Origin of the sequence: Ensifer sp. CCNWLY38 (genome assembly GCF_037120565.1) — a bacterium.
In the GTDB taxonomy this organism is placed as follows: domain Bacteria; phylum Pseudomonadota; class Alphaproteobacteria; order Rhizobiales; family Rhizobiaceae; genus Ensifer; species Ensifer adhaerens_H.
Genome location: NZ_JBBBBO010000006.1, coordinates 208,469 through 230,012, shown reverse-complemented (window position 1 = coordinate 230,012; position 21,544 = coordinate 208,469). Strand labels below are relative to the sequence as shown.

At 63.1% G+C, this 21,544-nt stretch carries 19 protein-coding genes and 1 pseudogene; 8 read left to right on the top strand and 12 right to left on the bottom strand.

The window, feature by feature from the left end:
- Positions 1 to 229: 229 nt before the first annotated feature.
- The 3 genes from V7S54_RS15220 to V7S54_RS15210 all read right to left on the bottom strand — a co-directional run bounded on the left by V7S54_RS15220 (position 230) and on the right by V7S54_RS15210 (position 3,584).
- Positions 230 to 1,933 (bottom strand): amidohydrolase, encoded by a 1,704-nt coding sequence (locus V7S54_RS15220; protein WP_336408490.1) that lies wholly within the window; start codon positions 1,931 to 1,933, stop codon positions 230 to 232.
- 111 nt (positions 1,934 to 2,044) lie between these two features.
- The gene (locus V7S54_RS15215; RefSeq protein ID WP_336408491.1) at positions 2,045 to 2,812 is read right to left on the bottom strand and encodes a DUF899 family protein; all 768 of its coding nucleotides are present in this window, start codon (positions 2,810 to 2,812) and stop codon (positions 2,045 to 2,047) included.
- Between the two features lie 361 nt (positions 2,813 to 3,173).
- Positions 3,174 to 3,584: a hypothetical protein gene (locus V7S54_RS15210; RefSeq protein WP_065373827.1), complete on the bottom strand. Its 411-nt coding sequence runs from the start codon at positions 3,582 to 3,584 to the stop codon at positions 3,174 to 3,176.
- Between the two features lie 337 nt (positions 3,585 to 3,921).
- On the opposite strand from V7S54_RS15210, the gene V7S54_RS15205 reads away from it, so the two are divergent.
- The 5 genes and pseudogenes from V7S54_RS15205 (at position 3,922) to V7S54_RS15185 (ending at position 8,634) form a co-directional block, all read left to right on the top strand.
- Positions 3,922 to 4,626, top strand: a complete 705-nt coding sequence (locus V7S54_RS15205) for an RNA polymerase sigma factor (RefSeq protein ID WP_442892561.1) — start codon at positions 3,922 to 3,924, stop codon at positions 4,624 to 4,626.
- Between the two features lie 89 nt (positions 4,627 to 4,715).
- Entirely contained in the window at positions 4,716 to 5,234 is a 519-nt protein-coding gene (locus V7S54_RS15200; protein WP_336408493.1) for a DUF4142 domain-containing protein, read from the top strand.
- Between the two features lie 53 nt (positions 5,235 to 5,287).
- Entirely contained in the window at positions 5,288 to 5,557 is a 270-nt protein-coding gene (locus V7S54_RS15195) for a cupredoxin domain-containing protein (RefSeq protein WP_336408631.1), read from the top strand.
- A gap of 176 nt (positions 5,558 to 5,733) precedes the next feature.
- Positions 5,734 to 6,756 (top strand): LLM class flavin-dependent oxidoreductase, encoded by a 1,023-nt coding sequence (locus V7S54_RS15190; RefSeq protein WP_336408494.1) that lies wholly within the window; start codon positions 5,734 to 5,736, stop codon positions 6,754 to 6,756.
- A gap of 148 nt (positions 6,757 to 6,904) precedes the next feature.
- Positions 6,905 to 8,634 (top strand): annotated as a pseudogene (locus V7S54_RS15185) (adenylate/guanylate cyclase domain-containing protein).
- 98 nt (positions 8,635 to 8,732) lie between these two features.
- On the opposite strand, the gene V7S54_RS15180 reads toward V7S54_RS15185, so the two are convergent.
- The 5 genes from V7S54_RS15180 to V7S54_RS15160 all read right to left on the bottom strand — a co-directional run bounded on the left by V7S54_RS15180 (position 8,733) and on the right by V7S54_RS15160 (position 13,251).
- Positions 8,733 to 9,110, bottom strand: coding sequence for a hypothetical protein (locus V7S54_RS15180; protein WP_336408495.1), 378 nt, complete (start codon positions 9,108 to 9,110; stop codon positions 8,733 to 8,735).
- Positions 9,111 to 9,224: 114 nt separating this feature from the next.
- Entirely contained in the window at positions 9,225 to 9,995 is a 771-nt protein-coding gene (locus tag V7S54_RS15175; protein WP_336408496.1) for an ABC transporter ATP-binding protein, read from the bottom strand.
- 9 nt (positions 9,996 to 10,004) lie between these two features.
- Positions 10,005 to 10,988: an ABC transporter substrate-binding protein gene (locus V7S54_RS15170; RefSeq protein ID WP_336408497.1), complete on the bottom strand. Its 984-nt coding sequence runs from the start codon at positions 10,986 to 10,988 to the stop codon at positions 10,005 to 10,007.
- 37 nt (positions 10,989 to 11,025) lie between these two features.
- Positions 11,026 to 11,889: an ABC transporter permease gene (locus tag V7S54_RS15165; RefSeq protein ID WP_065373835.1), complete on the bottom strand. Its 864-nt coding sequence runs from the start codon at positions 11,887 to 11,889 to the stop codon at positions 11,026 to 11,028.
- Positions 11,890 to 11,898: 9 nt separating this feature from the next.
- Positions 11,899 to 13,251, bottom strand: coding sequence for an LLM class flavin-dependent oxidoreductase (locus tag V7S54_RS15160; RefSeq protein WP_336408498.1), 1,353 nt, complete (start codon positions 13,249 to 13,251; stop codon positions 11,899 to 11,901).
- A gap of 562 nt (positions 13,252 to 13,813) precedes the next feature.
- On the opposite strand from V7S54_RS15160, the gene V7S54_RS15155 reads away from it, so the two are divergent.
- The 3 genes from V7S54_RS15155 (at position 13,814) to V7S54_RS15145 (ending at position 17,387) form a co-directional block, all read left to right on the top strand.
- The gene (locus tag V7S54_RS15155; protein ID WP_336408499.1) at positions 13,814 to 15,175 is read left to right on the top strand and encodes a dicarboxylate/amino acid:cation symporter; all 1,362 of its coding nucleotides are present in this window, start codon (positions 13,814 to 13,816) and stop codon (positions 15,173 to 15,175) included.
- A 269-nt stretch (positions 15,176 to 15,444) separates the two neighbouring features.
- A complete protein-coding gene (locus V7S54_RS15150) occupies positions 15,445 to 15,909 on the top strand; it encodes an SRPBCC family protein (protein ID WP_336408500.1) in 465 nt (154 codons plus the stop codon).
- A gap of 587 nt (positions 15,910 to 16,496) precedes the next feature.
- Complete coding sequence (locus V7S54_RS15145; protein ID WP_336556965.1) at positions 16,497 to 17,387, top strand: YeeE/YedE thiosulfate transporter family protein; 891 nt, start codon at positions 16,497 to 16,499, stop codon at positions 17,385 to 17,387.
- A 321-nt stretch (positions 17,388 to 17,708) separates the two neighbouring features.
- Here the strand turns inward: V7S54_RS15145 and V7S54_RS15140 are convergent, their stop codons facing one another.
- From V7S54_RS15140 to V7S54_RS15125, 4 genes are read right to left on the bottom strand one after another with little or no spacing between them, the layout of a single operon-like run.
- On the bottom strand, positions 17,709 to 18,725 hold the full coding sequence (locus tag V7S54_RS15140; protein ID WP_113477781.1) for an oligopeptide/dipeptide ABC transporter ATP-binding protein: 1,017 nt from the start codon (positions 18,723 to 18,725) through the stop codon (positions 17,709 to 17,711).
- On the bottom strand, positions 18,722 to 19,717 hold the full coding sequence (locus V7S54_RS15135) for an ABC transporter ATP-binding protein (RefSeq protein ID WP_336408502.1): 996 nt from the start codon (positions 19,715 to 19,717) through the stop codon (positions 18,722 to 18,724). The genes V7S54_RS15140 and V7S54_RS15135 overlap by 4 nt, the downstream gene beginning before the upstream one ends.
- Positions 19,710 to 20,618 (bottom strand): ABC transporter permease, encoded by a 909-nt coding sequence (locus V7S54_RS15130; protein ID WP_336408503.1) that lies wholly within the window; start codon positions 20,616 to 20,618, stop codon positions 19,710 to 19,712. The genes V7S54_RS15135 and V7S54_RS15130 overlap by 8 nt, the downstream gene beginning before the upstream one ends.
- Complete coding sequence (locus V7S54_RS15125) at positions 20,609 to 21,544, bottom strand: ABC transporter permease (RefSeq protein WP_336408504.1); 936 nt, start codon at positions 21,542 to 21,544, stop codon at positions 20,609 to 20,611. The genes V7S54_RS15130 and V7S54_RS15125 overlap by 10 nt, the downstream gene beginning before the upstream one ends.

Below are 21,544 nucleotides of genomic sequence, written 5' to 3'. Positions count from 1 at the left end.
CCCCGAAAACTCGTTTTTGAGAAACCCTGTTGTCGGGTACAAAGAATGAGGTGACCTTCGACGGAAGGAAGGCCGTTTCCCTCAAGACACAGCATGAACCGGCAACGGTTCATGCCAAATCGGCCGGCGCCACAGGCACGGGCCGATAGTGATCTAGATTACCGGAAGACAGGAAGTTGCCGGTGCCCGTAGGCGAGCGACAATAGCAATGGGTCCTTCCGCTCCAGAGTTACGGCTGGCGATAGACCTCGCTTCCGGCGAGATAGGTCGCCTCGACCTTGCGCTCCCGGATGGAGCGATCGAGCGGGTCCGGCAGCGTTCCGTCGATCACCACGAAATCCGCCCACTTGCCGACACTGATCGAGCCGATCTGAGCGCCCCAGGGCGTCATGTCGGCGCCCGCCTGGGTGAGACCGTGCAGCGCCTGATCGAAGCTGACCGCCTGCTCGGGATGCCACGGTCCGTCGCCGAGCCCGAACGGGCTTTCGCGGAAGACGGCGTCGTTGATCTGGGTCAGAGGGCTCAAGGGCGAGGTCGGCCAGTCGGAACCGAACACCAGCGGCACGCCGGCATCGAGCATCGAATGCCAGACATAGGCCCGCGGCTCGCGGTCTGTGCCGATGCGCTCGGTGATGTATTTGCCGATCGTGCCGGTCGCATGGTTCGGCTGCATCGAGGCAACGACGCCAAGGTCCTTGAAGCGCTGGATGTCCTTGGTCTCGACGACCTCAATGTGTTCGATGCGGTTCGGCTGCGGTCGCGGAACCGACGCTTCGGCAAACGCATCCAGAACCAGGCTGACGCCACCGTCGCCGATCGCATGCACCGCCGTCGGGAAGCCGTTTTCGTTGGAAGCCTTGATGGCGGCCGCCAGTTGCTCCATGGTCTCGAACGGCTTGCCTTTCCAGCCGTGCTGGTCGGAATAGTCCTCATGCATGTAGGCGGTACGCGTCGAGAGCACGCCGTCGATCACCGACTTGGTGTAACCGAGCTTGAGCATCGGCCCCTTCTTCTCCTGCTCGCCGGAATCTGCGGCGACCTTGTCGACCTCGTCGCGATCCTTCACGGCGGCGGCGATTTTCTTCGGGTCGCCCTCGAAGAAGCCGTACCAGACGCGAAGCGGCATCTTCTTTTCGGCAAGGATCGCCGCGTAGTCGTGCACGGCAGCGAGATCGGACATGTCGTTGACGCCGGTAATGCCGAGGCTGTTGGCGAATTTCATCGTCTGCAGCAGGGCCCCGCGCCGTTCCGCATCGGCGACCGCCGGCCGGTGTTTCTCGACGAGATTGCCGGCGCTTTCAAGCAGAATGCCGCTCGGCTCGCCCTTGTCGTTGAGTACGACCTCGCCGCCCTCCTCGACCTTGGACGTCGCGGTCACGCCGCCCACTTCGAGCGCCTTGGAATTGACCCAGTAGGAGTGGAAATCAATGTCGCGCAGGATGACGACGCGATCCGGCACCACGGCATCGAGATCCTCCTTGGTCGGCAGCTTGCCTTCGCCGAGCGTATAATCCCAACCGCCGCCCATCAGCCAGACGCCCTTGGGCAGGCGCGCATCGGCTTCCTTGATCTTTTCGAGCCAGGTCTTCTTGTCCGGAATGTAGGAGAGATCCACACCGGTCACCATGTCCATACCGGATGTGAGATGCGTATGGCCGTCGATGAAGCCCGGGGTGACGGTCTTGCCGCCGGCGTCAATCACCTTTGTTTCGGCGTCGGCCAGCCCCTTGATCTCGTCATTGCTGCCGATCGCGGTGAACTTGCCGTTCTCGACCGCGAAGGCCTGAGCCTTCGGCGTCTTCTGATCGACCGTGCGCACGTCGCCATTCAGCACGATCAGATCCGGCGCCGCCCAAACCGGCTGCGCTGCGCAAACCATGATCGCCAGGATCGATGTCGCGCTCAGCGCCCGGGTTACTGCTGCCAATGTCATGAAATTCTCCTCCCGCGACTGCATCCCTCCACCCCCCCCGGCGAGCCGCGCGACACCGGCGTTGAATGGATGATGCTGCAAGTCGGGAAGGCAGCGATATACTCCCTCGGGCTAGGTTTGCCGTTCGCCCATCTCGGCCCGATAGGTTTCGGCATCGAATTGTTCGTTGACGTCGGGCCGCCCGCCTGGTGTCAGGTCGAGCAGGGTCCACATCGGCTCGACGGTGCCGAGATGTCGCGGATCCTGCCCGGGATCGGCTGGCTCGAACAACAGTTCCGAAGCCCAACTCAGACTGATCAGCCCGTCGTCATCCTTGTGGAATACGGTCAGGATCGGCACCTGCTGCCCATCCTCGTCCTCGCCGTGATAGTCGCGCTTGAAGCTGTTGTTGGCGGCCGAAAGCAGCTTCAAATCCCGCCAGCCGCGATCGGCGGCGAAAGCCGAAACCCTTTCGATCGGCGCCTTGGCGACAGCGGCGATGTTGACGCCGAAGCCTTCGACATGCCGCACGGCGCCCTCCCAATTGTCGAGCAGGGCGGTACAGGAGGGACACGGCCCGTCTTCCAGAGCACAACCTGCCATCGGGCCGCTTCGCGGTCCGGCGCGCCTATCGGAGCGGTGGCGCGGAAACATGTAGTGATAGAGGATCAGGGTGTCGGTGCCGGGTCGAAACAGCGCGGAAAGCCGCACCTTGGCCGGAGCGCCCGTCTCATCAATATGGTCGAACTCATAATCTTCGAGGACATGCCCGCCCGGCGGGAGCGCACGGATTTCGGCGGCGACGCTCTCCATTTCGCGCCTGAGCGCTGCCTCCCGCTGCAACAGCCTATTGCGCGCATCGCGGTAGCTGTGGCTTTCGTTCGGAAAGGTCACGCCCATGGATACCTCCATCAAAGCGGATGTCGGGGCATCATAGCACAGTCCGTTGCGCGCCGGGTCGCACCTGAGGCGAGGCAGCCACTGCGAGCGCACCTTGCGAAGAGGCACGATCGCTCTCCGGCGCCGCGGACGCCGATCGCTTGACAACGCGCTTGACCACGCTCTTCTCGAAAACGACATCGCCCGCCGGCGAGACAGTTCGATCAGTTTCGCGTGAAATCCGGCGGCCCGCGGCAGCAACGGGCTGCCCGATTTCACCACAGCCCACCCCTCCGGCGAACAGGCTCCTTTCGCCGCGTCAAAGACGGGGGGGAAGCTTCCGGCTGGCGCCCTGGCTTCCCTGGGATGAGGCCGATCTAGCTCAGCTGAAGAGCGCCTTCAGTCGCGGCCAGAGGCCGATGGCCGAGCGAACCCGCCGGGCGGCATAGGCAGCACGTACCGAGCTGCCGAAATTGCAGTCGCAGACGATGTCGTGCAGTTGGTGGTCCGATATTTCAAAGAACCGTTTTGCTTCGCCGTAGCTGTCATCGGCAAGACCCGCGAACCGCAATTGCGGATCCTCGAATGCGACGGTCATGGGGGAACCGTTGACCTGCATGGCCTGCCGAACGGCAGCGGTCGCACGTTCGGTACCGGAAAGCGTGCCCAGCCGGCGATCGGGATTGCTTTCCAAAAGTTCGGCCCAACGTTGGAGCCGTTCCGTTCTCGTCATGACGGGAGCGGAACGGACTTCGGCGAGCGCTTGCAATTGTTCAATCGATTGATGCTTCATAGTCGTCTCTCCTGGTCCGAAGATGCGACCTCGGTGTGCGCCCCTCCACACGCAGGTCGCCGCTTCACCAACTCGCCAGCGGGAACCACAGTTCCCTTGCCAATAAAAAAAATATCTTCGACACGTACCTCCGCGCGAAGCGCGGCTTTGCCCCCAACTTTCGCTAGCAAAAGTGCCCAAATTCTCCGCCCTCAGCCGGCGGAACCACGCGTGGCACGTGCCGAAAACAGCAGGTGCTCGTTTTCAATATCCGTCCCCCTCTGCAAGGGATATTCTTTCCGTCGACCAATCGGGAACGATTTTGCCGGATCCGCATCAAACGGTGGTTTGGAGGTGGATGATGAAGGATGTTCTCTTGCAAACAACACCGATCGCGCTCGAGCCCGATCATTCGACGGACCATGATCTGGTCCAGCGCGCCATCGCCAATGATCCCGAGGCGTTCCGTACCATCATGCGCCGACACAATCAGCGGCTCTTCCGCATCGCACGCGCCGTGGTGCGCAACGACAGCATCGCCGAGGATGTGGTGCAGGAAGCCTATCTCCGCGCCTTCGAACACTTGGAAACGTTTCGCGGCGACGCCAGCCTCGCCACCTGGCTTCATCGCGTGGTGCTCAATGAGGCGCTCGGACGTCTGCGAAAGTCGTCCACCCGACGGGAAGTTTCGCTGGCAACCGAGCAGGCGAGCGCCGACATCGTGCCGTTTCCCAACGCGGCAAGCTCGGAGGATCCAGAGCGAGCCCTTGCCCAACGGCAGATTCTGCGTCTGGTGGAAGAGGCGACGGACGCTTTGCCGGAAGCGTTTCGCCTGGTCTTCACCGCTCGCGTCATAGAAGCCATGAGCGTCGAGGAAACCGCCGCCCTGCTTGGCATCAAACCGGAGACGGTCAGAAGCCGCCTGCACCGGGCCCGCCAGCTCCTGCGCCAGCATGTCGACCGCAAGATCGGACCCGTTCTGATGAATGCCTTTCCCTTTGCCGGTCGTCGCTGCGAACGGCTGACGGCGGCCGTCATGAGCCGGCTCGGACTCGCCCGGTAAGATTTTCGGGAACCTCCGCCCGTGGCGCCCATCCAATGGGTGTCATCCACCGAGACCGGCGGCAACGCTCCGCCGGAAAGGAGTTCCCGATGTATGCCCGCCTCACCTCAGCCCTCGCCCTCGCTTGCCTTCTCAGTGCCGCAAGCCTTGCGGCAGACAAGGTCACCGATCCGCAGATCGCCCATATCGCCTACACCGCCGGCGTCATCGATATCGAGGCGGCCAAGCAGGCCCTCAAAATTTCCAAGGACAAGGAGGTCATAGCCTTCGCCAACGACATGCTGCGTGACCACGAGGCTGTGAACAAACAGGCCCTCGATCTCGTCAAGAAGCTCGACGTGAAGCCCGAAGACAACGACACCAGCCGCGCGCTGACGAAGGCCGCCACGCAAGAGCGCGAAAAGCTGGCGAAACTGAGCGGCGCCGACTTCGACAAGGCCTATGTTGCCAACGAGGTTGCCTACCACAAGCAGGTCAACGGCGCGCTCGAAACCCTGCTGATCCCGTCAGCGAAGAATGCCGAACTCAAGGATCTGCTGGAGACCGGCCTTAAGCTGTTTCAGGGCCATCAGCAACATGCCGAGCATGTCGCTGCCATGATGAAGTAGGCTGCGCCGTGATCTCGAAACTGAGCCTTGGTGCTCTTTGCGGTCTGGTCCTGATGCTGGCCGGACCGCGAGCGCAGGCCGAAACCATCCGGGTGGCGATCGAAAAGCTCGCCTTTTCGCCCGCCGAGATCAGCGCTGCCGTCGGCGACGTGATCGAGTGGCACAACAAGGACGTCATCGCGCATACGGCAACCGCCAAAGGTGATTTCGACGTGGTGATCCCACCTGGAAAAACGGCGACACTCACCGTCACCAGGGCCGGCACTTTCGACTATTACTGCCGCTTTCACCCGAACATGAAGGCGCGCCTGCAAGTGCAGTGAACGCGCAAGACCGCTCTCTTGCGGTTGGGATCAGCGGCCCCCACTCCCGTCCACGACGGCGGCGCAACATCATCAGAGCGTGCCGCCGTTCACGGCGAAGTCACCGATGGCCGTCTGTATCCAAAACCGGAATCGTGTCATGAAGCGGTCGGTTTCATTCGACAGGCGGCACGAGCATGAAGAAGATCGGTTTTCTTTCCTTCGGACACTGGACACCTTCGCCCCAGTCGCAGACGCGATCTGCGGCCGACGCATTGCTGCAGTCGATCGAGCTCGCCGTCGCGGCCGAGGAACTGGGCGCTGACGGCGCCTATTTCCGCGTCCACCACTTCGCCCGCCAGCTCGCCTCGCCGTTCCCGCTGCTGGCGGCGGTCGGCGCCAGGACCAGCCGGATCGAGATCGGCACCGCCGTCATCGACATGCGCTACGAAAACCCGCTCTACATGGCCGAGGATGCGGGTGCCGCCGACCTCATTGCCGGCGGACGCCTGCAGCTTGGCATCAGCCGCGGCTCGCCGGAACAGGTGATCGACGGCTGGCGCCACTTCGGCTACCAGCCGGCCGAAGGCGAAACAGAAAGCGACATGGCAAGACGGCATGCGGAGGTTCTGCTCGACGTCCTGCGCGGCGAAGGTTTCGCTGCACCCAACCCGCGGCCGATGTTCCCCAATCCTCCCGGCCTGCTGCGCGTCGAACCGCACTCCGATGGTCTCAGAGAGCGCATCTGGTGGGGCGCCAGTTCGAACGCCACCGCCGTCTGGGCCGCCAAACTCGGCATGAACCTGCAGAGCTCGACGCTGAAGGACGATGAGACCGGCCTGCCGTTCCATGTCCAGCAGGCCGACCAGATCCGCGCCTATCGGGAAGCGTGGAAGGCGGCTGGTCATACGCGCGAGCCGCGCGTATCCGTCAGCCGCAGCATCTTCGCGCTGGTGGATGATCGCGACCGCGTCTACTTCGGCGGCGGTAATCAGCACGAGGACAAGATCGGCTTCATCGACGACAAGACACGAGCGATCTTCGGCCGCAGCTACGCCGCCGAGCCTGACGTGCTCATCGAGCAGCTGGCCAAGGACGAAGCGATAGCGGAAGCCGACACTCTGCTTTTGACCGTCCCGAACCAGCTCGGCGTCGACTACAATGCCCATGTGATCGAGGCGTTTCTGAAGCACGTCGCGCCGGCCCTTGGCTGGCGCTGAGGCCGGCAGCCCGCCTCGACGGAAGCAGGCAGGGTTGTCGCCATTGGAGCTCCGATTGCCGTCGATCGAGCCCATAAGCACTCCCTCATAGACATTTCCGGCGGACGTCCTACAATTCCGTGCACCCCATTCTGCGGAAGGGCGCGATATGGCTGAAGAACGCGCTCAACGGCGTCTCGCCGCTATCGTGGCTGCCGATGTCGTCGGTTACAGCCGCCTCGTCGAACTGGACGAAGGCGGTACACTTGCGACGTTGAAGGAACGCCGCAAGCAGATTCTCGATCCCCTTGTCCGCGAGCACAACGGCCGCATCGTCAAGACGATGGGCGATGGTGTGCTGGTGGAGTTTGCCAGCGCCGTGAATGCGGTCACCTGTGCGATCGATATTCAGAAGGGCATGGCAACAGCCAATCAGGGCCTTGCCGACGACCGCCGAATTCTCCTGCGCGTCGGCATCAATCTCGGCGATGTCGTCGTCGAAAGCGGCGATCTCTACGGCGACGGCGTCATTGTCGCCGCGCGGCTTCAGACCATGGCTGGTCCCGGCGAAATCTACGTCTCCGGCAACATATACGACCAGGTGCGGCGGCGCCTCTTTTGCGATTTCGACGCGCTTGGCCCCCACGCGATCAAGAACATCGTCGAGCCGGTTTCTCTCTATCGCATCAGCACGGCGACCTTGAGCCAAGGCAGCGGCGCCCAGGCCTCCTTGCCGTTGCCCATCAAGCCCTCCATCGCCGTCCTTCCCTTCACCAATATGAGCAACGAGCCGGAGCAGGAGGTCTTCGTCGACGGCTTGACCGAAGACCTGATCACCGACCTCTCCAGGGCCGGCGGGCTGTTCGTCATCGCCAGCAATTCGGTTTTCGCCTACAAGGGTCGGCATGAGGATGTGCGCCGCATCGCGCGCGAACTCGGCGTTCGCTACGTGCTGGAAGGCAGTGCCCGACGGGCGGCCGGGCGTGTTCGCATCAACGCCCAACTGATCGACGCCTTGCAGGGTGATCACCTGTGGGCGGAGAGGTTTGACCGCAGCCTGGAGGATATGTTCGCCGTTCAGGACGAGGTGACGAGCAGGATCGTCGAAGCCCTGGTCGGGCGCCTAACCGACGCGCCGGCCCGGAACCGCCCATCGAACCTGAAAGCCTACGACTATTGCGTGCGAGCGCGCTCGCTCGGTCTGCAGACCGCAGGGGCAGCAAGAGAGGCGATCTTCCTTCTCGAGCGGGCGCTCGCACTCGATCCGGACTATGCGGAAGCGCATCGACTGCTGGCGCTGAACCTCTGGATGAGCTGGGAGTTCTGGGACCAGCCGATCGTTCCTATCGGCAGCGCGCCGTCAGCGAAGCACAGAGGGCGGTAACGCGCGACCCCCACGACGCCGGGAACCGCTGGGTCCTTGGCATCATTCTCGGTCACGAGCGCCGTTGGGAGGAATCCGATACCGAGTTCGACCTAGCCCTGACGCTCGATCCGAACCACGCCGATGCCTGGGCGATGCGCGCCGACCTCATCGTCCTTTGCGGTCGCCCGGCGCAGGCGATTGAGCATGTTCACAAGGCGCTTCGCCTCAACCCGCACCCACCGGGCTGGTACTATTGGATGCTTGGTCAGGCTCAATATGCAATTCGGGATTACGAGGCCGCGGTCCGAACCTTGCGTCGCCCTGAAACCTACCGGGCGACATCACGCCGTCTGCTCGCTGCCAGTCTGGCGCGGCTCGGTCGCCTGGACGAGGCACGGACCGAAGCGCAATTGTTTTTGATGAACAATCCGAACTTCACGATCGCCCAATGGGCCGCCTCGCAACCGTTCCGAGACGAGAAGATGCTGCAGCACTTCGTGGAAGGCTACCGCCTGCTGGACCTGCCCGAATAGGCGGCCCCGTTCGGGAGACGCGCCAACCGACAGACGCGTCAGATCGCTATCTCACGCGTCGCCTCTAAGCATTGTCGGTTGGATCCGCGGCAGCGGGCTTAAGGAACCTGTGGCGGATGCTGGACACCGAGATAGTAGTCGCCCTCGCCGCCGCTCTGGTACTCACCCGTATAGCGCTGGCGGGCGTCGCCCAATGTGCGTGCCGGCGGGCGATAGACGTAGCCCGGCGCTGGAACCATATAGATACTGCCTGTTGGCATCGGATCGACATAGACCGCCCCTGGCGCCGGCTCCACATAGACAGGCCCAGGTGCGGGCTCGAGATAATACGGACCCGTCGACATCACCCTGTTCTGGGTGCCTGGCGGATTGTGCGGGTCGATACCCGTATAAAAGCCGTTGGCCAGCACCGGACCAGCTGCCCCACTCAAGGCAAAGACGATTGCGGCGAATGACATCCCTTTGGAAATTCTCATAGCGTTGCTCCTGTCTCGGCTCCGCATCCGGCCCCGCGCAGGAGGCCCAGCGCCTCCTGTTGGATGCTGCCCGAGAGATAAACGCCTGATCGCTGCAACCGTTCCGCCGGAGCCTTAATGCAGACCGAAGAGATTGAGCAGTTCTTCGCGGTGGTGGACAAATTCGGGCGCGCTGCGATCGCGTGGTCGCGGCAGGTCGATCTCGATCAGCCTTGGTTCGCCACCCTTCTCGCGCGGCAGGATCAGGATACGGTCGGCGAGATAGATCGCCTCCTCGAGATCATGGGTGACGAGAACGGTCGTCACATCCTCATCCCGCCAGATCCGCGCCAGTTCCTGCTGCATGCTGATCTTGGTCATCGCGTCGAGCGCGCCGAGCGGCTCGTCGAGCAGCAGGATTTCGGGCTGGACCGCGAGCGCACGGGCGATGCCGACGCGCTGCGCCATGCCGCCGGAAAGTTGCCGAGGATAGGCGCTTTCGAACTGTTGCAGGCCGACAAGCTGGACATAACGTCTTGCCCGATCCCTCGCCTCGCCGCGGGAGAGCCCCTGCGTCTCCAGCCCGAAGCCGACATTGTCAAGCACCGTCAGCCAGGGCAGGAGCCGCGGCTCCTGGAAGATCACCGCGCGGTCGGTACCGACGCCTTTCGTCAGCTTGCCGTCGATCAGCACCTCTCCGGCATCCGGGTCCTCGAGCCCTGCCAGAACCCGCAGCAAAGTCGTCTTGCCGGAACCGCTGGCGCCGACGATGGCGAGCGTCTCACCCGAGCGGATATTGAGGTTGATATCCTTGAGAACGGGCAGCGGCGCGCCGTTCAAGCGGTAGGACTTGGAGAGATGGCGGATCGCCACCTCTCCGCGACGAAGGTTCTGGGCAACGCTCATGGCCGGTCCTCAGTTGCTGGCCGATGCGCCGTCGACGGCGAAGAGCACGTCCTTCGGCGTCAGCTGGCCTTCCTTGAGCTTGCCTTCACGCACCAGAACGTCGATCCAGAACTGAAGGTCACGCTCGACAGGCAGGCCGCCCGCCCGTACCCCGTAGCCGCGGAAGTATTGGGCGATGTCAGGGTTTTCGCCACGCGCCTGCAATGCCTTTGCCAGGATTTCCTTGGTTTCCTCCGGATGTTCACGCGCGTAGTCCAGCGCACGGGCCGACTGCAGGACGAAGGTCTTCGCGGCTTCCGGATGTTCCTTGATGAAATCCCGGCGCAGCACCACGAACCCGCCGGCAATCTCGCCGAGCACGTCGGTGTCGTCGAAGATCGCACGCAGGCCACCCTTCTTGCGGGCTGCCCCCTCGAAGGTCGTCTGCCAGTAGCCGAAAGCGGAAATATCCACCTGGCCGGAGCGCAGAACCTGCTCCAGCTGCGGACCGGGGACGACGACCTGGTTGGCGGCGTCTGTCGGCAACCCGACGGAATGCAGGGCTTCGCGGATCGTATAGTCGAGATGGGCGCCGAGCGTGTTGACGGCAATGCTCTTGCCAGCGATGTCCTTGATGCTCTTGATGGGGCTGTCTTCCAGCACGTAGAAGATCGACTGCACCTCGTCGTTGATGCCGTTCGAGGGATAGGCGGCGACGAAGTCGTTGCCGCTGATGATCGAATTCAGGACGGCGGACGTCGCGGCACCGCCGATCTCGACGTCGCCCGAGGCAAGGGCAATCAGCGAGGCCGGACCGCCTGTCGCATAGCCGACGCTCTCGATCGTGATCCCCGTGCCGGCGAAGTATCCGAGTTCCTGGGCAAGCTCGTGCGCCGACAGGCCACCCTGGCTGGCGAGGTAGCGCAGCTTCACTTCGTCAGCGGCCTCCGCCGGTGCGACGAGGCCGAAGGTGATTGCAGCAGACAGAAGAAGATTGCGGGGGTGGAAAGTCATCGCGTTATCCTTTCGAAGGAGAGAATGGGGGAGACGATCAGGCGTTGGGTTGCGACCAGCGGCAGAGGTTGCGCTGGAGCAGAACGAGCAGCGCATTGGCGGCGAGCCCGAGCAGCGCGAGCAACAGGATCGCCGCGAACATCAGCGGGATCTGGAAGTTGTATTGGGCGTTCATGACCTGGAAGCCGATGCCCTTGTTGGCGCCAATCATCTCGGCGGCGATCAACAGCAGAAGCGCCGTGGTGGCCGAGAGGCGCAGACCCACGAAGATCGCCGGCACCGAGGCAGGCAGCACCACGCGGCGGAACACGGTGAGCGGTCCGGCGCCGTAGGTTCGGGCCATCTCGATCAGCTTCTTGTCGACCTCTTTGACGCCGCCGATGGTGGAAAGCAGGATCGGAAACAGTGTCGCCCAGAAGATCACGAAAACCTTGGAGGTCTCGCCGAGGCCGAGCAGCAGGATGAAGACCGGATAGAGCGCCAGGGCCGAGGTCTGGCGAAAGAGCTGCAGGATCGGGTCGAGCGCCTGTTCGACAAGCCGCACCTGGCCCATGAACAGGCCAAGCGGGATGCCGACCGCAACGGCGGCCGCAAAGGCAATGCCCGACCGCTGCAGGCTGATGGCGATATCATCCAGCAGCGCACCGCTGGCAAGACCGCCCCAGAGCGCGGACAGGATCACATCGAGCGGCGGAAAGACCGCCGGATTGACCCAGCCGAATGTACTGGAGAGTTGCCAGAAGGCGAGAAAGCCGAGCACGACGCCATAGCGTGCGACGATCGAGCCAAGCAGGGCGCGCCAGCGGGAAACGATGGCCGGGACGGCTGTAGAGACCTGACCGTCAGCGCGGCCGAGACCAAAGCTCGCTGCGAGCGACGTGTTGACGTGTTCGTAGGACATGACCATACCTCACTCTGCTGCCTGGACGGCCGATCGCACGGCGGCCCAGCGGTTGACGGGAATGGGCAGGCCGAAATTTTCCCGGAGCGTCCGACCCTCATAGGCCGTGCGGAAAAGCCCGCGGCGCTGCAGTTCCGGGATGACCAGCTCGACAAAATCGTCGAGCGCGGTCGGGAACCAGGGCGGCAGGATGTTGAAGCCATCGGCGGCTTCGTTTTCGAACCACTCCTGCAGGGTGTCGGCGATCTGCTCGGCCGAGCCGACGATCGTGTAGTGGCCGCGCGCCGACGCAATCCATTGATAGAGCTGGCGAATGCTGAAGTTGTTTTCGTCTGCGATCTGGCGGATCAGCGCCTGCCGGCTCTTCATGCCCTCGGTCGGCGGTGCCGGCGGCAGCGGCCCGTCGAGATCGTAGCCATGGAGATCGAGCGTGCCGCCGGTCAAGCCGTTGAGCAGGCCGATGCCATCCTCCTCGACGATAAGCGATGTCAGGCGATCGTATTTCTCGCGCGCCTCGGCTTCCGTCTTACCCACGAAGGGAGAGACGCCCGGCATGACCAGAACGTGGTCCGGGTTGCGGCCCAGACCGCGCGCACGTGCCTTGATGTCACGGTAAAATTCCTGCGCCGTCTCGATGTGCTGATGGGCGGTGAAGATCACCTCAGCCGTTGCAGCAGCCAGCCCGCGGCCGTCGTCGGACTGACCCGCCTGGACGATGACAGGATGCCCTTGCGGAGAGCGCGAGATGTTGAGCGGGCCGCGAACCTTGAAATGTTCGCCACGATGGTCGGTATCGTGCAGCTTCGCCGGATCGAAGAAGACGCCCGTTTCCTTGTCGCGGATGAAGGCGTCGTCCTCGAAGCTGTCCCACAGTTTTTTGACCACGTCGACATGCTCGGCGGCGCGCCGATAGCGGTCGGCATGCGGAAGCTGCGTTTCGCGGTTGAAGTTCTGCGCCGTCGCATCGCCCGTTGTCGTCACTACATTCCATCCGGCGCGGCCGCCGGAAATGAGATCGAGCGAGGCGAACTTGCGTGCGGTGGTGTAGGGCTCTTCATAGGTCGTCGACGAGGTCGCGATAAAGCCGAGATGGGTGGTGAGCGGCGCCAGCGCCGAAAACAGGGTCACCGGCTCGAAGCCCGCCACCCGGGCGTTTCCGCCCTCGCGCGCCCCGCCGAAGCCGATCGCCAGCCCATCGGCCAGGAAATAGGCATCGAACAGACCGCGTTCGGCCGTCAGCGCCAGTTGCTTGTGAAATTCGAAACTGGTGGCACCGTCGGCTGGCTGGTCGGGGTGGCGCCAGGCGGCGATATGCTGTCCGCCGCCGGGAAGAAATGCTCCAAGCCGGATCTTGCGTGTCATCTCAATCTCTCCTCTTCCTCGCTGCAAATTCTTGGGCATCAAGCGCCCCAGCGGCACGGATGAAGGGCTGTCTGCGACCAGACCCACGACCTTGGCTGCCAGAAAGACAGGCTACATTATCCATAATGTTTATAGAGAAAGAGTATTTCTCGTGCGCCCGAGGCAAGTGAAAAGATTTTCGACACAGGCGCAGAAAGCGAGATCAATCGCCGTGTGCCGGGGGACTAAGAGCTTGGGAGAGAAAGGCTGGTTGTGCCGTGACTTGTTGCGAGGCGAGCGCGGTGAGCCGAGCAATCCTGAGGACTCTCCACGGCTGTGGCCACAGCCTGGAACGCGCGATATCGCCGCGGCGCATACCGCTTCGGCCGAAATACCGTCGCTCCGCGAGACCCGGGCGGTGCCTGGACAATCAGCCAATCGCACCGGGGAAATTATTCTACTCTGAGTGGTTTTCGAGCCAAAGGGTTTCTTATCCTGAATCGGGCACTCGACTATTTTTTGGGCACTTGCGGCGGCCGTTGCCAAAAAATGCGGCCACCGCCATCCAATGAGAGTAGAAGACGTGTCCCAAGCAACCACCAAATCTCCCCCGAAACCGATTTACGCCTCGTTCGGCTTCCAGGTCCTCGCGGCCATGGTGATCGGCCTGCTGCTCGGCCTCGTCGCCCGCAACATGGGCGTCGATGCCAGCGGCAACGCCAACTGGCTGACGGTAACCCTGCAGACGATCGGTTCGATCTTCGTCCAGCTTCTGCGCGCCCTCGTGCCGCCGCTCGTCTTCACCGCCATCGTCGCCTCGATCGCCAATCTTGCGACGCTGCAGAATGCCGCGAAACTCGTCTGGCAGACGCTGCTCTGGTTCGCGATCACCTCGCTGATCGCCGTCGTCATCGGCATCGCCCTCGGCCTGATCCTTCAGCCGGGCGTGGGCTCTGCCGTATCGCAGGAAGCCGCCAAGGCGCCCTCCTACTCCGGCTCGTGGCTTGATTTCCTGAAGGGCCTGGTGCCCGCCAACGTGCTCGGCCTCGAAGCCAGCACCAAGGTCACCGATACTGGTGCCACCACCTCGCTCAATTTCAACGTCTTGCAGATCCTCGTCGTTTCGATCGCCGTCGGTGCCGCTGCCTTGAAGGTCGGCGACGCCGCCAAGCCGTTCCTCGCCTTCAACCAGTCGCTGCTCGCCATCGTCCGCAAGATCCTCTGGTGGGTCATCCGCCTGACGCCGATCGGCACGATCGGCCTGCTCGGCCGCGCTGTCGCCCAATATGGCTGGGAAACGCTGGCGCAGCTCGGCTGGTATGCCGCGGCTGTCTATATCGGCCTTGCGATCGTGCTCTTCGTCGTCTACCCGGCGCTGCTCATCGGCCACGGCCTGAAGCCGTCGCGCTTCTTTGCGGGCGCCTGGCCGGCGATCCAGCTCGCCTTCGTCTCCCGTTCTTCCGTCGGCACCCTGCCCGTCACCGAAACGGTGACCGAAAAGAGCCTCGGCGTTCCCCGCGAATACGCCGCCTTCGCCGTACCGCTCGGCGCGACCACCAAAATGGACGGCTGCGCCGCGATCTACCCGGCCATCTCGGCGATCTTCATCGCGCAGTTCTTCGGGCTGCCACTCGGCATCCAGGAATATGTGCTGATCGTCTTCGTCTCGGTACTCGGCTCCGCCGCCACCGCCGGCCTCACCGGCGCGACCGTCATGCTGACGCTGACGCTCTCGACGCTCGGTCTGCCGCTCGAAGGCGTCGGCCTGCTGCTCGCCATCGACCCGATCCTCGACATGGGCCGCACGGCGGTCAACGTCGCCGGCCAGGCACTGGTGCCGACGATCGTCTCCAAGCGTGAGGGCATTCTCGACGAGACCGTCTACAACGGCGACAAGATCGTCGACGACCTTGAGTCGCTCGCGGCTGCGGCCCGCGCGGCCTAGCGCTCCGCGCAAACGAAGAGCATGCGGGCCAACGGTCCGCATGCTCCGGCTCGGCTCGACGCACACCGGTGCCGGCAGACGCCCATCGGCAGCCGGGGCTTCGAAGTTGCCTCCATCGATCCAGCAGAGCTTGCAGAAGCAAGCCGACAGGCGGATCTTCTTACGAGACCATCGAGTGTCGGATCGGATCGAGCACGCAGGCGAGCATCGTGCCCAGCCGAACGCAAGTGGCGCCATGTTTCCCGCCCGACTGCTGAAAGGGACCAGCGATGTCTCTCACCGAATTCCATCTTGTTACGCAGTGGACCATCGATGCTCCGGTCGAAGACGTGTGGCGGGAGCTGAGTACGCCAGAGGTCTGGCCTGAATGGTGGCCATCGGTAAAGCGGGTTTCTCTTGTGCGCGAAGGGGACGAGCGCGGGGTGGGCTGGGTTCGTCGTCTCGAATGGGTGACGGCGCTGCCCTATGAACTGGCTTTCGACATGGAGACGATAAGGGTCGAACCATCGTCGATCATCGAAGGCAGGGCCTTCGGCGAACTTGAGGGCGTCGGCCGCTGGACGTTGCTGGGCGAAGGCCCGCGTTGCCATGTCCGTTACGACTGGATCGTCAAGGTCACCAAACCCTGGATGATCACGCTCTCATTCATCCTGAAGCCCATCTTCCGTTGGAACCATGGGGTGGTCATGGAGCGTGGCCGGCGCGGTCTCGTGCGTCGCCTCGCCCGCGTCTAAACGCTATTTTGAGCACACCTTTTCCCAAAGACAGGAAGAGCACAGCCCGTCCGGGCGACGCCAAGATCGGGGCACTGCTCCACCGCGCCAAGAGGTTGCGCAATCGCGCCCTTCTCTCAGACGACTACCGCCCCAAGGCCCACGCCTCCCTTACGTTGACAGAGCGTTTCCGATAGCGGCCGTACTTGTCGTTGCTCATTTAGCCAGATCAAATTAGTCGCAGCTAAACGACGCGCCTCTAGTAATCGCCGCAGAACCCGCCTCCGCTGCGGAGGCAACGGGCTAAACGGCAATGGTCTGGCTTGAAGTCGCCCGGGGAGATCGCCCGCTCTTCCGAAGCGATCGTTCTCATCGAAACCACCGAAGTGCTGTCCGCCCAAAAAGATTTGAGGCACAATTGGGCGCCCGCCGGAGCGGGAGAACCTCACCGCTGGAGTCGCTGAAATGTCAGCGACGGCGATCAATATGAATCTCTGGATGTGTCCGAAACTGGAGCAGGACGCGAGTCCGTTTGCCGCATGAGTGAATTTCTCCCTAACATATCAGGCACGGGCCCTGTCGCCACGAGCTTGGAGATCTGGGTAGGTATGGCCTTGATCGGGGCGCTCGGATTTGTTCTCGGCTTCGCCATGAATCGTGGATCGATCTGCACCGTCATCGCCACGAAGGAGTTGGTATCGGAGAAGAGGCCGGCACGTTTCATCGCTCTGGTCGAATGCGCCGTCTGGGCGGCCCTCGTCTACGCAATCCTCGAAACGGCACCGATGATGCAGGAGGGCTGGTCGCCACTCGGCTACCTCGTTCCCGCTGCCATTTTGCTTGGGATCGGCAGCTATGTGAACGGCGCTTGTGTGTTCGGGTCTGTTGGGCATATCGGAAATGGCGAAATCGGATTCGCATTCACGTTTCTCGGGATCTATGCGGTCCTCTATATTGAATCCGTGTTTGATCTGCTTTCGGATCAGCCGTCGATAAGTGCTCCCCCGTCGCTGGAGGCGGCGCTTCTGGCGCTTGCATTGTTGGCGATCATGGCTCTGAGGCTCGGCGTTTCACGCAGATCCGAGTCAAACTTCCGGCGGCTGACGATAGCGATGGGAGCGATCGGCATCACCTCTACGGTCCTGACGCTTCTTGCGCCCGGGTTCTCAATCACCGCATCGGTCGGAGCGATCGCTTCGATACCTGTCGCGGGAGCCGTGATTTCGGTCTGCATGTTCGGCGGCAGCCTCGTTTCCGCAAGACTTCGGAAGCATGGATTCATGCTGAAACGGCCGACAGTGAAGACCATAGTCAAGAGAACGCTTGCGGGCATCCTTATGGGACTGGGTGCACTACTCATTCCCGGTGGGAACGACACGCTGCTACTGATTGGTCTGCCCGCAGGGGCCTGGCAGGCGGCGCTCGCCTACGCGCTGTTCGTTGCGACGCTTGCCGCGCTCATTGTCAAAATCGGTTCGGTGGCAAAACCTTGGTCATGACGCTGCTATACCGGCAAGATGCTTGTCCGCCTCTAGAGCATCCAGCTTTCAAGTGGAATCACAGAAAGCGGATAAGATGCTCTAGAATCAAAGTGCGAGAGCGTCCTTGGTGCGTTCGTCTCAACGCACGGCGCTCTAGTCCCATCCATGTTGATCGGGTCCGCGACACCGCGGTGCGGTCCACACGTCTATCCGAACAAAAAAATGCCCCGCTCGATGGCGGGGCAGGCGCGCATCCCCAGCTTAAAGGATGCGAGGGAACTTGGGATTCGAAGCAGGCAACGTCCTGACCGGTGGCTCCGAGGCGAGCCGCTCCCGGCTCTATGCCGCCGACATCTCCTGTTGAACGAGAGCCGTTCGATTGCCGCGGTGGAGATCCGCGGCGAAGGCGCAAGCCGCCGTATGGCCCGGCGAAAGCACCCGCGATGGCGGCATCGCCTTGGCACAATCGTCGACGACAAGAGGGCAGCGGGTCCGGAACCGGCAGCCGGACGGCGGATTGGTCGGGCTGGGCACCTCCCCGATCATCAACGGTCCCCTGCGGTTCTTTTCGATCCGCGGATCCACCTCGGGCGCCGACGCCAGCAGCATCTGCGAATAGGGGTGGCTCGGATGATCGTAGAGTTCCCGCGACGAGCCATGCTCGACGATCTTGCCGAGATACATGACGTAGACACGCGACGCCGCCTGCCGCACCAGCGCAAGATCATGGGCAATGAACAGGCATGCAACGCCCAGATCCTTCTGCAGCCGCAGGAAGAGGTTCATCACCTGCGCACGGATCGAAAGATCGAGCGCGCTCACCGGTTCATCGCAGATTAGCACCCGCGGGTTCACGGCGAGCGATCTGGCAATCGCCACGCGCTGGCGCTGGCCGCCCGAAAGCTCGCGCGTGTGACGGTCCCTGACCGCGGATGCCAGACCGACCTGGTCCAGGAGCTCCTTGGTGCGGCGATCCCGCTCCTCCGGCGATCGGGTGCCGGCGATCACCAGCGCTTCGTCGATCGCCTCGCCCACCGTCTGTCGATCGTTCAGGGACGAATAGGGATCCTGGAAGACGTATTGCAGCGCCCGGCGGCTGTCGCGCAGGGCCGCTCCGGAGAGAGCGCTGAGATCGACGCCGTCGAGAAGCACGCGGCCGCTGCTTGCCTTCTCGAGCCCGACGATGGTGCGCCCGAGGGTCGACTTGCCGCAGCCGGATTCGCCGACCAGGCCGACGATCTCGCCCGGATAGAGTTCGATCGAGACATCGTCGACGGCATGGACAAATTTGCCGCGCTGAACGCTCTTGAAGCGCGTCTGCAGGTTTTCGACCTTGAGAACAGGTGCTTGTGTCATGCGGCAGCCTTTCCTTGATTGACGACGGGGCAAGCCACGAGCACGGCGCTGTCATCCGACCGGACCAACGGCGGCCGGCTGTTGCCGCATGCGGGAACGGCGACCTCGCAGCGCGGCGCAAGAGCGCAGCCCTTGATCGGTGCACCGAGCGTTGGCGGAATGCCGGGAAGCCCCCGGAACTCCGATCCGATCGGGTCCTCTCGCCGCGGTATCGCGTTGATCAGGCCCTGCGTGTAGGGGTGACGCGGGCTCACCAGAACTTTGTCCACCGGACCGCATTCGGCAGCGCGCGCCGCATACATGACGACGATGTTGTCGGCTGCACCCGCGACCACGCCCATGTCGTGGGTGATCAGCACCATCGCCATGTTCAGCCGACGCTGCACGTCCTTGAGCAAGCGCAGGATCTGCGCCTGAACCGTCACGTCGAGTGCGGTCGTCGGCTCGTCGGCAATCAGAAGCTTCGGCTCGCCGGCAAGCGCAATGGCAATGACGATGCGTTGCCGCAAGCCGCCGGAGAGCTCGTGTGGATATTGCCTAAGCCGCGCCAGCGGGTCGGAGATGCCGACGAGCTTCACGAGTTCCAACGCGCGTGCCTCGGCGGCCCTCGGCGTCATGCCGAGATGCAGTTCGGCCATCTCGGCGATCTGCCGCCCGATCCGGCGGACCGGGTTGAGGGCGCTCATCGGGTCCTGGAAGATGAAGCCGACGGACTTGCCGCGCAGCTTCTGGATCTCGGGTTCCGGCAGGCCGATCAACTCGCGGCCCTCGAGCTTGACGGAGCCGGAGAGCATCGTCGTCACGCCCGTCGGCATCAGGCCGAGCGGCGCGAAGTTCATCACCGTCTTGCCGCTACCGCTTTCGCCGACGATGGCGAGACATTCGCCCTGGCGGACCGAATAGCTGACGCCGTCGACGGGGCGGACCGCCGATTTCGCGGTCAGCAAGTTGACCGTCAGGTTGCTGACATTCAGGAGCGGTTCGTCATGCATCGGAATTCTCCTTGCCCCAGCTTGCGACCTCGGCCCGACGGATTGCGAGCATGCGTCGGGTGAGCGGTTTCGGAATGCGGTTGAGCGCGATGGATTCCCCCAGCGTGTTGAAGCCGATGACGGCGGCTGTGAGCGCGAGGCCCGGCAGCAGAACCTGGCGCGGGTCGGACTCGAGATAGGGCAGCGCATCCACGAGCATCTGCCCCCATTCCGGCGTCGGCGGCTGGATGCCGAGACCGAGGAAGCTCAGCGTCGCGACCGCGAGCGCAGCCGTGCCGGCGTCCGCCGTCGCATAGACCATCACCGAACCGATCGTCCCTGGCAGAAGGTGACCGAAGTAGATGCGCCAGGGGCTGGCGCCCAGCACCCGCAAGGCCTCGATATGCGGCTTGCTCATAATGCTGACGGCGACCGCCCGGCTGATGCGGCCGCTCATCGGCCACCAGGCAAGCGCCAGCGCCAGCACCATCGTCCAGTATCCGGGGCCGACGATGCCGATGACGGCGAGCGAGATGATCAGGCTCGGAATGGAGAGACCGACATCGACGACGCGCATCAAGAGGTCATCCACCCAGCCGCGATGATAACCGGCGATCGTTCCGAGCAGGATGCCGATGGTCATGGCGACGCCGAGGACCGAGCCCACGCTGACGAGCGAAGTGTTCGCGGCGATGATCAACCGGCTGAAGGTATCGCGTCCGAGGTGGTCGGTTCCGAGCCAGTGGGCGGCGGACGGACCGAGTCCGGCATCGAGCAGGTTCTGGGTGCTCGGATCCTGGGGTGCAAGCCAGGGCGCGAAGGTGCCGAGAGCAACGAAGAGGCCGATGGTGATCAGTGCCGCGCGCGGCATCTTGTTCAATCGGGTCAGAATGGGATTGAGCATGTTCATGGTCAGCTCCATTGGCGACGAATGCGCGGATCGGTCAGCAGGACTGCCAGATCGACGATCAGGTTCACCATGATGAAGAAAGTGAGGAAGATGAGCAGGCACGCCTGCACCACCATGAAATCGCGGAAGCGCACGCCGGCGAGGAAGTAATCTCCCAAGCCCTGCCAGGCGAACAGCGGTTCGACGATGATGGCGGTCGCGGTCATCAGGCCGACCTGGGTGCCGAGCGCGTTGATGAAGAGGGGTGTGATGTTCGGCAACGCCTCACGGAACAAGATGGCGGTGCGGCCGAGGCCCTTGCTTTTCGCGGTCAGAACGAAGGGACTCGTCATCGCCTCTTCCAGACCCACCCGCACGACACGACTGAGAACGGCAGCCGGCAGAACGGCGACGGTGAGCCATGGCAGGATCCAGCTTTTCGGACCATTGAAACCGAACGATGGCAGGAGCTGGAAGGTGACGGAGAAGGCGTAGATCATCAGCGCGCCGACGAAGAACGTCGGGGTCGATGCGCCGAGGAGCGCCAGACCGCGCGAAACGCGGTCCGGCAATTTGTAGGGCCAGAAGGCACCGAGGAACCCCAAGGCCAGGCTGATGAGGGTGGCGATCACGGCCGAGCCCGCAATCAGCGTTCCCGTCACGAACATACGGTTCGCGAGGTCCGCGCTGACGTTCGTTCCCGTTCTGTAGGAGATGCCGAAATCTCCGCGAACCGCATCGCCCAGCCAATCCACGTAGCGCATCAGCAATGGCTTATGCAGTCCTATCTCTTCGGCAACCTGTTCGACGTAACCCGGTGTTGCGACCGCCCCGCGAAGCTCGGCAATCAAGACTGCAACATTACCGGGTGCCGAAACCACGAGGGTGAAGCAAACAAGGGACGCCATGAACAAAAGGACCAGGGAATGCTTCAGCCGCTTGCTGATGAAGTGGATCAA